Source organism: Lacunimicrobium album, from assembly GCF_052161635.1.
Classification (GTDB): Bacteria; Planctomycetota; Planctomycetia; order Planctomycetales; family Planctomycetaceae; genus SXPC01.
Genome location: NZ_CP197413.1, coordinates 4832706 through 4848656, shown reverse-complemented (window position 1 = coordinate 4848656; position 15951 = coordinate 4832706). Strand labels below are relative to the sequence as shown.

The following is a 15951-nucleotide window of genomic DNA, read 5'->3' as shown; positions in this document are numbered from 1 at the left end:
TCCGTCCTGTAGGGACGGGACAACGCGAGATGCAAGGTGAGCCGTCCCTACAGAACGGGAGAGATTTTCTCGTACCGCTAACCCAGGATTTCATCCTGGGCTGACTGATGACGGCCCTTCAGGCCTCAGATGAAGATGTGAAAATCGACATCGAGTCGTCGAAACAGGGTGCAACGCGGGACAGCGGCTCGGGCGGAGCCTCGCCCTTCCGGGGGAGTTGGCTCGAACTTCCAGACTGCTTACCAGAAGATAGCGAAGCTTTAACGATTATTGAGAGTTGATGGACTGTAGGTGTCGTTCGGGAAGAGAGGGTCTTGCGGGGGCGGCTGGGTTGGGATTGTAGCAGTTGAGCCTGATACCCGTGTCCTGCTGGATCGACCGTCGCTGACGGTCGAAATAATCGAAGCGGAAACTCCAGTCTTAGCCGTTGCACGTCTCGTGAGGGAGGTGACGGATGTTCCGGAGATTCCGTGCAGGATGCGATCGGTTGTCCACTGATCGGACGTAACGAGACGCTGATTAAGCGGAGCTTATTGGCGTTTCGTCTATGACATGGATGTCAGACAGACCGGTAAAAAAACGATGTATAGATATTCGACGCACACCACTTCCATGGGAATGACGTTTTCGGGCTCGCGCTGCGGAATGCTGCTGCTGATCCTGCTGACGATGTCGTTCTCGGGCTGTTCTCGAGGTTTCTGGCGGAAGCAGGCCGATAAGGACTCTTATCGCGCCATCGAACAGCACATCACGGATGGTCGCTGGATGCTGCCACGGGTGGGGCTGAATCCCGATCCGCGGAGCCGCTTCTTCGACGCGGAAAATGCGGACTGCCCGCCGCTGCCCCCGGATGATCCGGCGGCTTCGATCTACATGCAGTGTTCGGACGGGATCCGGGGCTATAAGAGCTGGCACAAATTGGGGTCGTCGGTCTCCGTGGAGAATCCGATGTGGCTGGCGAACTTCGAGATCACCAGCGAGATGGTCAACGAGCAAACGGGTGAATACATCCAGCCAGTACCGGCCATTAAGCAGATGACGCTGCAGGATGCGATCGAGCTGTCTTACATTCACTCGCGTGAGTACCAGACCCAGTTGGAAAATCTGTACCTGGCGGCTCTGAATCTGACGTTTGAGCGGTTCCAGTTCCAGGTGCGCTATCTGAATCGCGCAGGTCTTGAGCCGGGCGGGGATGCAACTTACACCGTCGTGCCTTCGAGTCCTGCCGCGACGAGTCTGGAAACGAACAGTGCGTTTGGTGTCAGTCAGTTCCTGCCGACGGGTGGTCAATGGGCGGTCGAACTGGCGAACAATACGCTGTGGCTGTTTTCGCCGAACAGTTCGACATCGTCTGCGAGTATTTTGTCGTTCTCGCTGGTTCAGCCGTTGTTTCAAGGGGCGGGACGCAAAGTCGCGATGGCGAATCTGACGCAGTCAGAACGTGACCTGCTTTATGCGGTCCGGGAATTGGCGCGGTTCCGCAAGTTCCTGTTTACCAACACAGTTGCAGGCGGGTCCTCGGGCGGGATTCAAGCCAGTCCCGGGTACCTGGGGCTATTGACGCAGCTGCAGAGTATACGCAACCAGGAAGACAACATTCGTCGTCTGGAAAGACAGGCAGAGCGACTCAAAGAGATTTCGACTCAACCGTTAAGCCAGTGGAGTGAAGAGTTGGAAAATCTCCCGCCGGAGATCGTCATTCCGGATGGCCTGCCTGAGATTCTGAAAGGGAAACTTGATTATCGTCGCTACGTGAAAGTTGATCGTCGTCTGAGCGATGAAAATCTGACGGAAGCAGAACGTCAGCAAATTCTGCAGAACATCGAGTTGGAACGTCCTAGTGAACTCGTGTGGCTGGGATCGATGTCTGAAGAGCAGTCACGGGCTCTGCTTGCCTTGAGCAATGATCCCGACTTCCAGCGGGCTGCCCTTGAGATGGTGTCGCTGTTGCAAAACGACACGTTGACTCTGGACGTCACGCAGCTGGAAAGTCAGTTGCGAAGTCAGCAGAACACGCTGAGAAACCAGCAATTGAACCTCGAAAACGATCTGGATCGGTTCAAGATTTTTCTGGGGCTGCCGCCCGATGTCTTTATCACGATGGATGATTCATTGCTGCGGAGCTTCGAGTTCATCGATCCGCTGTTGATTGAAATGGAATACGACATTGAGAATCTCGTTTCGCTGTCGGGGCAGTTCAATGAACTTGAACCGGACCGGGAATTGATTCTGCGAACGATCCAGGCGTTTCTGGATACGGATGCCAAAGTCAGCGGGCCTGTTCTGGGGATTCTCGAACGCGATTTAAAGCTGGTCGAAGAGAATTTGCCTTTCCGTCTACAATCGCAGGAGAGCGAAGAAGCCAAGCAGTATCTGGTGGAACAGTTCACAAAAGGTCGCAATGATCTTTCTTTTGTGGGACGCGAACTGGAGGAAATCCGAAAAGTTCTGACAGAAATGCAGCAAAAATTGTCCGATCCGAGTGTGTCGGACGAAGTCATGATCGACATCATGAAGGAACTGGAGCTGTTGCGAGAGGATTTGCTGCAACGTCTTCAAGGTCTTCAGGTTGTGCAAATCAACATGCGGGTCGAGCTGATTCAGCTAAACAAGTTTTCACTGCCGTTGGAAGACGCAGTGGGGTTGGCGCTGGAGAATCGGATGGATCTGATGAACCAGCGAGCGCTTGTGGTGGATGCGCGCCGTCAACTTGAGGTCAGTGCCAATAACCTGAAAGCGGTGTTAGATCTTGTGATGGAAGGTGATGTGCGGACGCCGACCGGGCGGAACAACCCGCTGGATTTCCGCGGAGCGAGCAGTTCGTTCCGAGCCGGGATTGCATTCCGTGCTCCGATCGACCAGATTGCCGAGCGAAACGAGTACCGACAGACCCAGATCGCCTATCAGCGAGCCCGCCGTGATTACATGGCTTTGGAAGACCAGATCAAGTTTCAGGTCCGTCTGGACTGGCGTCAACTGAAGACCCTGGAAGCCAACCTGCAAACTGCCCGCGAGGCGTTGCGTTTCGCGGCGTTGTCTTACGATCAGGCGGTTCTGGAAGCCACGGAAGTGCGCCCGACATCGTCCAGTTCGTCGTCGGGCGGGGGTAGCAGCAGTCGTTCGAGTGGTCTTTCGGGACAAAACATCTTGACGGGTTTGAGAAATATTCTCCAAGCCCAGAACCAATTGATTGCCATTTGGACCAATTACGAGAGTGCCCGTTTGGATATATTTCGCGATATGGATCTAATGGTGATTGATGAACGTGGGATCTGGATCGATAATTTTTATCAGAACGAAAAACTATCGGCCAGTGCCGTCGACCTGAACGCCATGGCGTCTCAATTGAGGGCTCCTGGTACTGCGACGGAACCTGGCACCTTGCCCGCAGCAGATGGCACGTCCGCTCCTCTCCTGCCCCCCTCTCCAGTGGATCGCGCACCGGAAGTTGCTCCTGGCGCGATTCCTCCTCCTGTGATTCAAAACGACAGCTCTCGGCGCCAGCCGAAGGGCTCCGGAGTTCGAGATAATGAAATTAAACTTGTCCAAGGTACACCCGTCACTGCTGATCCCCAGGCAGAAGCAGCCGAAGAACAGCGTCTCCTGCACGCGGTCCGGGTCAATCAGCCGGATACTTTTGGTTGGGTTCCTCCTGAGCCTGCTCCTGCTCGTTCCGCTGCTCAGTAATATGAACCTCCCCGGTTGGGGGAAAGAAAAGCAGATCGAGTATGTCACTGCGGTCGTTAACAAAGGGCCGTTCCGGATTGTGGTCAATGATCGCGGAACGGTGGACAGCCGGAACAACGCGGTCCTGACCTGCAAGGTGCAAGGCGGCTCGACGATCATCAGCATCGTGCCTCAGGGGAAGCAGGTCAAAAAAGGGGACCTGCTGTGCGAGCTCGATTCGCTGGCACTCGTCGACAAGGCCAAACAGCAGAAGATCGATCTGACACAGGCAGACGCTGCCCTGGCCAATGCCAAGCAACAGTACGACATTCAGCGAACGCAGAACGAATCGGATATTGCGGCTGCGAAGTTGAAACTGTCGCTGGCTGATCTGGATCTGAGGAAGTTCAAAGAAGGGGAGTACGAGCAACAATTGCAGACTCTCGAAGGAACGTTGTCGCTGAAGAGAGAAGACTTTTCCCGTGCTGAGGAGGCGCTCGAGTTCACCAAGCGGATGGCGAAGAAGGGCTATCGAAGTCAGTCGGAACTTGAGTCTCAGCGGATTGCCATGAGCAAAGCTCAGATTGAAAAACGCACGGCGGAACTGGCGGTGGATGTTTTCAAGGATTACACCTACACGCGAACCGTGAAAGAACTCGAAGCCAATGCCAAAGAGTTTGTGCTGGAGCTTGAACGTGTGGGGCGTAAAGCGGATGCAGCTCTTGCCAAAGCAGCTGCGGATCTCGAATCTGCCAAGCTGACCTTCGAAGTGCAGGAGAGTAAGTACAAAGAAGTTCTCGAACAGATCGATGCCTGCAAAATCTATGCACCTCAGGATGGCGAAGTCGTCTATTCAAACATTGAGGGTGGTCGTGGACAGAATGCGGTGGTGATTGAAGAAGGAGCAGCGGTTCGCGAACGTCAGGCGATCATCAACCTGCCGGATGTGACGCAGATGAAAGTGACGGCCCGGATTCACGAGTCTGCGATAGCGGCGATTCGTACGGGGCAGAAGGCTTTAATTCGCGTCGATGCTTATCATGATAAAGTCTATAACGGTCAGATCACGCATGTCTCGTCGGTGCCGCTGTCGGGCAGCTGGCCGAACACGGATTTGAAGGAATACGAAGTTCAGGTCGATATGGTTGATCCAGTCGAGATCGTGAAGGAACTTCGTCCAGGATTGAATGCTGATATTGAGATTCTGGTCAATGATCGCCCGAACGTTCTGCAAGTTCCTGTGCAGGCTGTCATCAAGATCGGGATGAATTACTTTGCTTACAAACTCAAACCAGAAGGGTATGAGCGGGTCGAGATCAAAGCAGGTCCGACGAACGATTCAACGATCGAGATCCTCGGCGGTCTGGAAGAGGGGGATCGGGTCATCATGAATCCTCGGACGCAGTTCCAGAAAGAGATTTCGGAACTGGCGCTTGCTCTCAATGCACCGGATCCGACGAAGGAACCCGTAGAAGCCTCCGTGGCGCCGGACGATGCTGCTGTGGGTGGAGGACCGAAAGGTCCGGGCGGACGTCCTCCCGGTGGTCCCGGTGCTGGTGGTCCCAGTGCTGGTGGTCCAGGCGGACCAGGAGCAGGTGGTCCCGGCGGTCCGGGTGGTGGTGCTCCGAATCCTGCTGCGATGTTCAAACGCATGGATGCCGATGGGGATGGCAAGTTGTCGCCCGAAGAAGCCCCGGGCCCTCTGAAGCAGAACTTCGCGAGCGCGGATGCTGATAGCGATGGCTTCCTGACTCGGGAAGAGCTGCAGAAGGCGTTTCAGAATATGCCTCGGCCGTAGTGGGACGTCATGAGGTTTGAGTCGTGAGTCATGAGGCTGGCGACTTGGGCGGATTGACCACTCGTGCTGATTGACCTGGACATCGCCTGCATTGAACAGGCGAAGAACCCATGCACCGCGGCCTACTCGCTGCGAAGTTTTACACAGACGAATGACGACGATGTACGCTGCACAACTGACGGAATTGATGAAGACCTACTACATGGGCGACAACGTCGTCCGGGCGCTGCGTGGCGTGACGCTGGATATTCCGACGGGGGACTTTCTGGCGATCATGGGGTCGTCGGGGTCGGGGAAGTCGACGTTATTGAATCTTCTGGGCTGTCTGGATCGCCCCAGCAGCGGGAAGTACATGCTCGGCGGGGTGGATGTCTCGACGATGTCTGATGACAAGCTGTCGGGGATTCGCAACAAGATGATCGGGTTCATCTTTCAATCGTTTAATCTGATCACGCAGTACACGGTTCTCGAGAACATCCTGCTGCCTCTGCAGTACCGGCAGGGGGCACCGACGATTACCAGCTACGATGAAAAACGCTGCATTGAAATCGCCTCGCGTGTCGGGTTAGGCCAACGTCTTGACCACCGCCCGTTCCAATTGTCCGGGGGACAACAACAACGTGTCGCGATCGCGCGAGCGCTCATCAATGATCCCGAAATCATCATGGCGGATGAGCCGACTGGTAACCTCGACTCCGTTACTGCGACGGAGATCATGCAGATCCTGAAAGATCTCAACGCCGAGGGTAGAACGATCATCATGGTGACCCACGAACCTGACGTCGCGATTCAGACCAAGCGACAGATCTTCATGAAGGATGGCTTGGTCGCAGGCGAGGGAATTTTCGCATACGAGAGTATCGCGCAGCCCGTTCCGCACTGATCGTAATTGGTAATTAGTAATTGGTAATTGGCCAAACCAAAGACAGGTTGAGACATGGCGTTTGAGAGCTTTCGAAATCTGGATGTCTGGCAGAAATCGATGACTTTGACCGAAGCCGTTTATCGGTTGTCAGATAAACTTCCGAACAGCGAACGATACGGATTGATTTCTCAGATACAACGGTGTTCAGTTTCTATTCCCTGCAACCTTGCAGAAGGTTATGGGGCGAGTGAAGGTAACTTTCTCAGGCATGTGCGAATTGCACGTGGTTCTCTCATGGAATTGGAAACTCAACTTGAATTATGTGTCCGACTGAATCTTATCGAACGCGATGACGTCGTCCCGATTTGGCAGGAAAGCCAGGTTATTGGCAAGATGTTGACAAAACTTGTTGTTTCGCTTTCAAACACATAGCGATCTGATTTCTCTTGGTTCGGCTAATTACCAATTACTAATTCCTAATTACCAAAACATGAATACACAATTCTTCCGTACTGTTCGCCTCGCCATCAAGTCGCTGTTGCTGCATAAGCTGCGGTCGGGGTTGACGATGTTGGGGATCGTCTTTGGTGTTTTTTCCGTGATCGCGATGCTGGCGATTGGGGAAGGGGCGTCTTCGCAGGCGCAGCGTCAGGTGCTCGAACTGGGGGCGACCAATATTATCGTTCGGTCGGTTAAGCCGCCGGATGATGGGGAGAATACGGCGAGTTCCAGTAACTCGCGTGTGCTGCGTTACGGGCTGCTCGAAAAAGATTATCGCCTGCTGACCGCGATTCCGACGATCACACAAACAACGCCGATGCGCGAGATTGTCAAACAGGCTCGCTACCAGCACCGGCAGTTGAACGTCCGGATCGTCGGCTGCACGCCGGAGTATCTGACGATCAACCACTTGAACATGGCTCCCGGAGGGCGTTTCCTGACGGGGCATGATCTTGATTCGCTGGAGAATGTCTGTGTCGTTGGTTCACAGGCGGCTGCGGCGCTGTTTCCTTATGAAGATCCGCTGGGCAAGATCGTACAGCTGGAGAATCAGGCGTATCAGGTCATCGGCGTGACGAACGAGCGAACGGCTTCTGCTGCGATCGGCGGGAGCATGTCGGGGCAGGATTATAATAAGGATGTTTACATCCCGCTGACGACGATGAAGGTACGCTTCGGGATTCTGAATGTTCAGCGAAGTGCAGGCTCGTTCTCTGCCGAGCAGATCGAGCTTTCGCAGGTGACGCTGCAGGTGGGGAGCAAAGAGGACGTCATTTCGACGGCGGAAGTGGTGCGTGAATCGGTCGAACGAAACCATCCGCGTTCCAAGGACTATGCGGTGGTTGTGCCTTTAGAGCTTCTCAAACAGGCCGACCAGATCCGTTACATCTTCAACTTCGTGCTGGGCTCGATCGCGGCGATCAGTCTGATTGTCGGCGGGATCGGGATCATGAACATTATGCTCGCCACCGTGACCGAGCGTACGCGAGAGATTGGTATTCGGCGTGCGCTGGGGGCGAAGCGGTCTGACATCATCAATCAGTTCCTGACGGAGACGATTGTGCTCTCGGGCACTGGCGGGCTGGTCGGTATTTTTCTGGGACTGATGACTCCGGTGGCGTTTACGGGGCTTAAGTTCGCGGTGAATCAGTTCGTTCTTTCGGGTAGTTCGGGAACGTCTGACATCAGCCGCATCTTTTTGGAGATGCAGCCGCAAGTGGCGATCTGGAGTCTGCCGATCGCGTTTGGAATCAGCGTCGCGATCGGAGTGATCTTCGGGGTTTATCCGGCGCGCTCTGCAGCGAGACTGGATCCGATTGAGGCGTTGCGACACGAGTAAGAGAGGCGAACCTGGCCGATCGATTCTCAAATTGACCTCGCATTGACGTGCAGAAAACCGAAGAACCGTCGGAGCCTTCCAGCTCAAGCCCGCGGCTGAAGTCTCGCAACGCAAAGAAGCGGCTCACACGGAGGTTCGCCCTCCCGGATCGTCGCTTCTCAGATCGTTCAGCGTTTTATTCGGGATCGTCATCCAATTCGTTGAGTAAAACTCATTAACACTCTCGCCGTTTCCATTGACTGGGTTTCTGCCTAGAATCCCGGTATGGCCAAAATCTCTTTCACGCTGCCGACGGTTCAGAATTGGAGCTGCCACAATTGTGGCGGTTGCTGTAAGCAGCATGCAATTTATATTCGTGACGAGGATAAGCAGCGCATCCTCTCTCAGCAGTGGGAAAACGACGAGCATCTGGGCTCGGTTGTGAAAGGCGATTCGTCGCAGCTGTTTCATACTGATGGCGGGATGTTCTCCAAGAGCTGGACACGGCTATCGAATCAAGCGGATGGGAGTTGTATTTTCTTGAACGAAAAAGGGCTCTGTCGCATCCATGCCAAGTTCGGCGAGGATGCCAAGCCTCTGGCGTGTCGGATCTATCCGTATGCGTTTCACCCTGCTGGTAAGACGATGACGGTCAGCCTGCGTTTCAGTTGCCCGTCGGTGGCAGCGAATCTCGGGAAGAATGTCAGCGAGTCGAAGAAGGACATTGAAGAGCTGATTGGCTTAACGACGCCTGCCAACTTTCGGGACTCGCCTGCTCCTGCTCTTAAGCGTGGCGTCTCGGTTGACTGGGCGGATGTGTTGCGAGTTTCTGAGCTACTCGAAGAAGCGATCGCGGACGACTTGGTCGCCTTGGAACTGAGTCTCGTCAGAACGCTTTTCTGGACAGGCCTGCTCGAACAAGCCTCTTACGGGAAAATCAAAGGTCCGCGTGTCCGCGAATTGATTGAACTCGTGGCTGCTGCGTCGATCGAAGAGCTGCCGGAGTTGCCGGTGCAGGAGGAGCCGAGTCGAATTTCGCAGACGTCGTTTCGACTTCTGGCGGCTCAGTATTCGCGCAAGGAAAACTTCCAGCAGATCACGATGTCTTACCGCTGGAAACTCGTCAAAGCGGCTCTGCGGTTTTCAGCTGGCAAGGGGGAGACGCTGCCTTTGCATCCTGATCTCAAAGCGGTGCCGTTCGCTGCGATTGAGGAGACGTTTGAGCCGATCGCCGCGGACGACGTCGAACTTTTGCGGCGTCTGATGCAGGTCAAACTCAAAGGCATGCACTTCTGTGGTCGACCTTATTATCAGACCAGCGTGGTCGAAGGTTATCAGGCGCTTGTTCTGCTGGTCGCTTCGATCATGTATATCGCCCGCTGGATCGCAGTGGGGCATGGTCGTCGACGGATCAGCCGGGATGACCTGATTCTCGCGATCACGATCGCGGACCACCACCATGGGTATTCGCCGTCTCTGGGATCAGCATCCGCGAAGCAGAGGGTTCGGACACTGGCGACCAAGGGAGATCTTGAGAAACTGGTGACGCGTTATGTGGTGACGGAACAGCGGTTCGCGGTTGAGCAAACCGTTAGAGAAGATTAGCCACAGAGGGCACAGAGTTCACCGAGGTCAGAGAACGCGGAACTCTAAGGCTTTTGCTCGGTGTTCTCTGTGACCTCTGTGTCATGAATTAGTCTTCCGACTCATCTTCGATCAGCGGGAACTCCAGGCCTTCGATTTCCTGGAGGTTCTTGCCGGCGATGCCCTGGAGGTCGCCGTAGAGGCCGACGGTGGCCTGCATGACGCGTTCGATCTGTTCCTGGCGTTTGGACCATTGTCGGGTAATGGCTTTGCGTTCCTTCTGGAGGTCTTCTTCCATGGTTTTGAAGGCTTCGACGATTGCCTGGATGCGGTGTCGGAAACGGGGGCCGGTCATGTACTGGTAGATCATCTCGGTTTTGGTCTGCTGGCCTTCGCTGGCGGTCCGCACGGAGGCGAGCTCGATCAGCGATTGACGCAGCGCGAGGGCGACCGGGACGAAGTGGCGTGGACTGGTCACCCAGACGCCATCGACGAAGTCGAACGACTCGATGTGCTTGGGCAATGCATGCGAAACGATGATCGCGATCTCGGCTTTCGCAGCTCGCTGGTCGTCGCGCAGTTTGACGAGCCAACCGTCGGACCAGGTCTTGGTTCGTTTCGTTTCCCAGAGAATCGTGCCGCACGGCTGCGCCAAGGATCCCATGACACAGTGGATGAGATCGCCGCCGTGTTCCCCTTTGGGGACGGGCTTGATGGTGTCGGTCGGGAACTTCGCTGACAGGACGTTTTCCAGTTCGACTTCGAGGACTTCCCCCTGCAACTGTTGAGAGCCCTGCTCGGCTCGCTGTTTGAGTTCTTCGATCTGTTTTTGCATCGCTGCGATCGTGTGTTCGCGTTCTGCGATGCGCATCTTCAAGGAGTCTTCGGCTTCCTTTTTGGCCTTTTCGCGAGTTTCCGAGAGGCTTTCCTGAATGCGTTTTTCGACGGTCAGATCGAGCTCGCGTTTTTCGTCTTCGAGGGCACGTTCTTTGCGAATCAGCTCTGCCTGTTTTTGCTGGGCCTCGTGGAGTTTTTCTTCGCGAACCTTGAGCAGTTCCTTGAGTTCGTCGAGTTGCTTGTTGCTCGATTCCAGCTCGCCGTCCAACAGCAGTTTCGCTTTGCGGCTTTCTTCGCTGGCGATCTGGGCTCGCTCTTTTGCGAGGCGTTCTGCGAGCTGCGTTTCGAGATCCTGTTTGCTTTTTTCGAGTGTGGCTTGTTCCTGTTTGAGGGCCAGTTCGCGTTTGGTGACCTGGTCTTCTTTTTCGGAGAGTGTCTGCTGGAAACGTGCGGAGGCCTGATCCATCTCGGTCTTGAGCGACTCGATGGCTTTGTCGCGCTGGGCGAGCTGGGTGTTGAGTTCTTCCTGAGCTTCTTTCTTGGCTTTCTCGCGCGTTTCGACGACTGACTCCTGCACGCGCTGTTCGATCGTCAGCTGCATCTCGCGACGCTCTTCGTCGAGCTCGCGCTGCTTGCGCAACAGATCGGCCTGCATCTGCTGGGCGGCCTGCAATTTTTCGTCACGGACCTTGAGGAGGTCTTGAAGCTCGGCCAGCTCTTTGGACCGTTGTTCAAGTTCTCCATCGAGCAGGACGCGCGCCTTGCGCTGTTCGTCGGCTGCGATCGCGGCTCGTTCCTGCTTGAGTTTCAACTCCGCCTGTTCCGCCTGGTCTGTGATGCGTTTCTCATACTCCAGACGTGTCGACTCAATCAGCGGAGCCGCGAGTGATTCGGTCAGCCGGATTTGCGTTTTACAGTTTGGACAGAGGATCTTCGGTTCTTCCATGGTGCTTTGGGTCGATATCTCGCGTTTGAAGGTGCTTTGTGAGAATTCGGTGATTCGCATTCAGCAGGGTGCTGGGGAAATGGACAGTGTACTTTACGGAGGCCGCATTGTCGTATCAAATGGCCCATCGAACAGAAAGAGGATCACTCCCGCAGGTTGCTTCCAGCAAAATTTGCACTCCTCACGTATCTTTCTTTAGCAGCATCTATTTCTCACTTTGTCTTGAAGTCTGACTATGTCCATCTCGACGAAGATCCTGATCACGCTCGTCATTGCGTCCAATCTGTTGACGCTTTATTTGGCAAAGTATCCTCCGAAGCAGTCGCTTGACACGTATCACTTCGTGATGAATCGATCATTGCCGCGAATCTCGCTGGCAGGTCGGGAACCTGACGAGCTCGTTGAGAAGTTTCCTGAAGCGATGCAGTCATTTTACGAACGTATCAAAACTGGAAGCATCATTGGTCTTGATGCACGAGAGTTCGAATATCCGCACGCTTACTTCCGCTCGAAGAAGACTTACAACAATCACGATATCTATGAATTTGGATTTCAGACCATGTTGCCGAGTCACGAGCAGGTGATTTACTTCGTTGCAGATAACCAGACCCAGACAATCATTGCAACAGGGACTATCAACGGTCTTTTTTAGAGTTGGAGAAACGGCTCATGTTGACTGCTTCTAATGGCTTACTCTCTTGTGTTCTTGCCATTTCTCTTTATGCCAATTCTTTTTTAATTGCCCCAGGATCCAATCGACTGCTCACTTACCGAGTTCCTCGTTTCAGCCCGGAAAGGGTTCACCTTCAACAGAAAATCCCACAGCATGATATCGAGCAGTTCACTCCAGAAATGACCGTTTTCTACGAGCAGATCATCGGTGGCGAGTTCCTTGGAAAGGACGTCCGAGAGATTGTTATTCCAGATGTTGATCCTATCTATATGAGGCCGTCCACCTGTTATCGTGACATCCTTATTCCCCTCGCAAAAGGGCGAGATGAAGGCCCAGTTCTTTTCATCATGGCGGATCGAGCGACAAATACGATCGTCTCTACTGGAACAACCTATAATCTGGATTAATCCAGTCTATGCTTAAGTTCACCCATCCTTTTCGATTTCCGAATGAAGCTTCAGGACGTTGTTGCCTTCTTTGCGTTGGATCTCGTAGGCCTGGTTTTCTTTGCTGCCGTGGCGTGTGATTTTTTCGCCGTCGATGGTTCGCTGGACATCTCGATCGAAGGATTGTTTGATTGTTCCGTGGCCGTAGCCGTTGCCCCATTTCCATTTGACGGGGGTGCCTTGGGGGTAGTGTTTTGACATGAGTTTGCTCCAAAGAACAGTTGACGGTTTGATGTGAAGGCGAGGATCTGTATACCCGTGAACGACACCCTTTTCCTGTGTGCCACGGCTGAGTCAGACGTGGGATTGCGCAATGGACGTCCACTTTGAATGAATACCGCACGGCTGACACAGCCGTGGCACACGTGGAATTCGTTGTTGAGGTTTTGTGACGATTGCGTTGAGCGCAAAAAAACAGCCGGGGCTTGGGTAAGCTTCCGGCTGTTTGGATGGATTCAACGCGTGGGTTGAATTACTCGACGATGGTGGCTTTTTTGATGTAATCAAGATCTGGGAACTTTGACTTCAGGTAGTCATTGCCTTGGGATTGAATGGCGCCCTGGTTTGGTTTTTCGCCGTATTTGCTTTCGATCTTTTCCACTTTGTCCATCCCATCGCTGACGATGCCGAATGGTGCGAAGCCTTGCTTATCGAGGAAGGCATTGTCGCCGAAGTTGATGAAGACTTGAGTCGTGCGGGTGTTCGGGCCAGCGGTGGCGAAGGTGACGTAACCCTTCTTGTTGGATCCGCGGACAGGGTCGTCCTTGATGTTGGCTTCACGCCATTTTTCCTGAGTCGCAGGATCGCCGTTGATGCCGAACTGGACCATGAATCCGGGGACAACGCGGAAGAAGCGGCAATCGTTATAGAAACCGCCTTTGACGGCTTCATAGAAACGATCCGCCCCGACCGGTGCCCATTCACGGGTCACGTCGACGACGAAGTCGCCAGCGGTCGTTTCGAATTTGACTTTGTATTTGGCGGGGGCTTGTTCAGCAGCGGAAGTGAGAGAAGCGCTCATCGCGAGCGAGAGGGCCAATAGCGCGGTGAAGGCGAGGCGGGCGGTGTGTCCGTTCATGGGGATGCTCCTGGAGAGGGTCGGGATAAGTGACGCGGGCGAGTTCTTCACAAATTCGTCAAGAATTTACAAACGTCGACGAACGATGATCATAGGATTTCCGAGTGTTCGCATGCAAGCAGAGAGTTCCGGGAACTGCCGGGGTGGGCAGGGATTCGAAATTCCATTTTTCGTCTGTCTATAGTGATGAGTTCCGATTTCGTGACACAAAATGCCTCCGTGAACCTCATTGAGGCCAGCGCGTCGGGAACGGTATGATGTTCGGCGAGGTAGGACATTCCACAGGAGATCCGAGATGAGCGACGTTGACCCAACCAGTTCTCAGCCCACCCAGGAACGAATCATGGGCCGTTATCGTCCCCTTCGCGTTTGGCCGGCGATCATTTTGCTCGTCGGCATGATCATCACCCGGAACCTGCCTGCCTGGTGGGAAAATGGGCCGACGAACCTGTGGGCGTCTGCGGCGTTTGGGCCTGCTCTGTGCGGGATTTTCGTGCTGTTGTGGTGGCTCACCGCGAGTCGGGCGACGTGGCAGGAGCGACTGGGCGGGTTCTTGGCGGTCATCGTGGCGTTTATTGCTTCGCTGGTGTTGATGCACCCCTCGATGCATGGGGTTGCTGTGATGGTCCTGGCGATTCCGATTGGGATGGCTGCCTTTGCAGTCGGTGCAGCGGTCATGTCTCGAACCCTGAGTTACAAGCGGACGATTTTTGCCTGTTTGATGGCAACGGTCGGGTTTTCTTCGATGACGTTGTTCAAAGCGAGTGGGATGTGGGGGAACTTTGCCGTCGACCTGACTTCGCGCTTTTCAGAAACATCGGAAGAGCAGATCGCTGCCCGTGATCCAGCAGCCTCCGATGTCGTTGTGGAACAATTCGCCGGGGCTGCGGTTGAGCAAACCCTTTTGAATCCCGAGTGGCCTGGGTTTCGTGGACCACGGCGGGATGGAATTCAATATGGAACGGTGTTGCCAGCCAGCTTCACTGTGGACGACGTGAAAGAGCTGTGGCGGGTTCCTGTTGGTCCTTCGTGGTCTTCGTTTGTTGTCGCGGGCAAGCTTCTCTTTACGCAGGAACAGCGTGGCGAGCAGGAAATGGCGGTCTGCTACGACGCGGATACTGGCGGGGAACTTTGGGCCAAGCCGTTGGTTGAAGGTCGATTTGATGATCCTCTCGGAGGTCCTGGTCCTCGCGCGACTCCGACGCTCGCAGTGGGTGCGCTGTATGTCATGGGGGCGCTTGGTGATCTGGTTAAACTCGATCCGAGAACGGGTCAAGAAATCTGGAAGAAAGATATTAAAGTCCCCTCTGATGCGACTGTTCCCATGTGGGGCTTTTCCTCTTCTCCGCTCGTGACGGGTGATCACGTTATCGTTTACGCGGGGGGTAAAAGTGATAAAGGACTCCTTGCCTTCGACACCAACACGGGAGACCTCAAATGGTCGGCTCCGGCGGGCGAGTTTTCTTATTCCTCGCCGCAATTAGCGACTCTACTCGGAGAAGAGTACCTGCTCTCCATATCGAATACGGGCGTCGATTTCCTCGTCCCCGCGACCGGTGAGGTCCGCTATCAATACAGTTGGCCACACGAAGGATACCGGGCCGATCAACCGGCGATTCTTTCCGAAGACTCACTCATCATCCCGACCGGCATGGGCACGGGGACTCGTCGCATCAAGCTTTCCAAAGATGGAGAAGGAAAGCTCGTCGCGGGGGAGGTCTGGACGACGATGAACATGAAGCCCGATTTCAATGATGTCGTGACGTTCGATGGTCACCTTTATGGTTTCGACAACACGATCTTCGCTTGCCTCAATCTGGAGACCGGCGAGCGGGCCTGGAAAGGGGGACGCTATGGCAAAGGGCAGCAGCTGCTGTTGGCGGATTCCGGGATGATCGTCGTCGTGACGGAAGAAGGGGAACTGAAATTCGTCAAACCGGATCCCAAGAAATTGACCGAAGTCGTCAGCATGAAGCCACTCAACGGGCGGACATGGAATCACCCGGTGGTGGTTGGGAATCGAATTTATTTGAGGAATGCAGCGGAAGCTGTTTGTCTGGAACTGCCGGTTGTTGAACCGAAGCCGGAAGTTGCCGTTGCGGCCCCGTGATTTTTGTGGGGTCTTGGTGCCCTGGTGGTTCAACCTTTTACACAGCGCAACAAAAAACAGCGATGTCGGCGAACCGGCATCGCTGTTTCTCGAAAGGGAACGGCTGCATCCTTGCGGCCTTGACCTTCG

Annotated in this window: 12 protein-coding genes; 9 read left to right on the top strand and 3 right to left on the bottom strand. The window is 54.5% G+C overall.

Annotated elements, in window-relative coordinates:
* The first annotated feature begins 582 nt into the window (after positions 1-582).
* From SH248x_RS19455 to SH248x_RS19430, 6 genes are all read left to right on the top strand, one after another.
* Positions 583-3687, top strand: a complete 3105-nt coding sequence (locus tag SH248x_RS19455; protein WP_459555988.1) for a TolC family protein — start codon at positions 583-585, stop codon at positions 3685-3687.
* The gene (locus SH248x_RS19450; protein ID WP_459555987.1) at positions 3638-5464 is read left to right on the top strand and encodes an efflux RND transporter periplasmic adaptor subunit; all 1827 of its coding nucleotides are present in this window, start codon (positions 3638-3640) and stop codon (positions 5462-5464) included. The genes SH248x_RS19455 and SH248x_RS19450 overlap by 50 nt, the downstream gene beginning before the upstream one ends.
* Before the next feature lie 160 nt (positions 5465-5624).
* Positions 5625-6347 (top strand): ABC transporter ATP-binding protein, encoded by a 723-nt coding sequence (locus SH248x_RS19445; protein ID WP_459555986.1) that lies wholly within the window; start codon positions 5625-5627, stop codon positions 6345-6347.
* 54 nt (positions 6348-6401) lie between these two features.
* Entirely contained in the window at positions 6402-6761 is a 360-nt protein-coding gene (locus SH248x_RS19440; protein WP_459555985.1) for a four helix bundle protein, read from the top strand.
* A 58-nt stretch (positions 6762-6819) separates the two neighbouring features.
* Complete coding sequence (locus SH248x_RS19435) at positions 6820-8169, top strand: ABC transporter permease (RefSeq protein WP_459555984.1); 1350 nt, start codon at positions 6820-6822, stop codon at positions 8167-8169.
* A 264-nt stretch (positions 8170-8433) separates the two neighbouring features.
* Positions 8434-9753: a YkgJ family cysteine cluster protein gene (locus tag SH248x_RS19430; protein WP_459555983.1), complete on the top strand. Its 1320-nt coding sequence runs from the start codon at positions 8434-8436 to the stop codon at positions 9751-9753.
* Positions 9754-9841: 88 nt separating this feature from the next.
* Here SH248x_RS19430 and SH248x_RS19425 read toward each other — a convergent pair whose 3' ends face one another.
* Entirely contained in the window at positions 9842-11056 is a 1215-nt protein-coding gene (locus tag SH248x_RS19425) for a DUF2130 domain-containing protein (RefSeq protein ID WP_459558626.1), read from the bottom strand.
* A gap of 694 nt (positions 11057-11750) precedes the next feature.
* Here SH248x_RS19425 and SH248x_RS19420 point away from each other — a divergent pair.
* Both SH248x_RS19420 and SH248x_RS19415 read left to right on the top strand, forming a co-directional pair.
* Entirely contained in the window at positions 11751-12167 is a 417-nt protein-coding gene (locus SH248x_RS19420; protein ID WP_459555982.1) for a hypothetical protein, read from the top strand.
* A 17-nt stretch (positions 12168-12184) separates the two neighbouring features.
* Complete coding sequence (locus SH248x_RS19415) at positions 12185-12595, top strand: hypothetical protein (RefSeq protein ID WP_459555981.1); 411 nt, start codon at positions 12185-12187, stop codon at positions 12593-12595.
* An 18-nt stretch (positions 12596-12613) separates the two neighbouring features.
* Here the strand turns inward: SH248x_RS19415 and SH248x_RS19410 are convergent, their stop codons facing one another.
* Positions 12614-12835, bottom strand: coding sequence for a hypervirulence associated TUDOR domain-containing protein (locus SH248x_RS19410; protein ID WP_459555980.1), 222 nt, complete (start codon positions 12833-12835; stop codon positions 12614-12616).
* A 271-nt stretch (positions 12836-13106) separates the two neighbouring features.
* Positions 13107-13712: a peptidylprolyl isomerase gene (locus SH248x_RS19405; protein WP_459555979.1), complete on the bottom strand. Its 606-nt coding sequence runs from the start codon at positions 13710-13712 to the stop codon at positions 13107-13109.
* Between the two features lie 295 nt (positions 13713-14007).
* On the opposite strand from SH248x_RS19405, the gene SH248x_RS19400 reads away from it, so the two are divergent.
* Complete coding sequence (locus SH248x_RS19400) at positions 14008-15822, top strand: PQQ-binding-like beta-propeller repeat protein (protein WP_459555978.1); 1815 nt, start codon at positions 14008-14010, stop codon at positions 15820-15822.
* Positions 15823-15951: the final 129 nt, after the last annotated feature.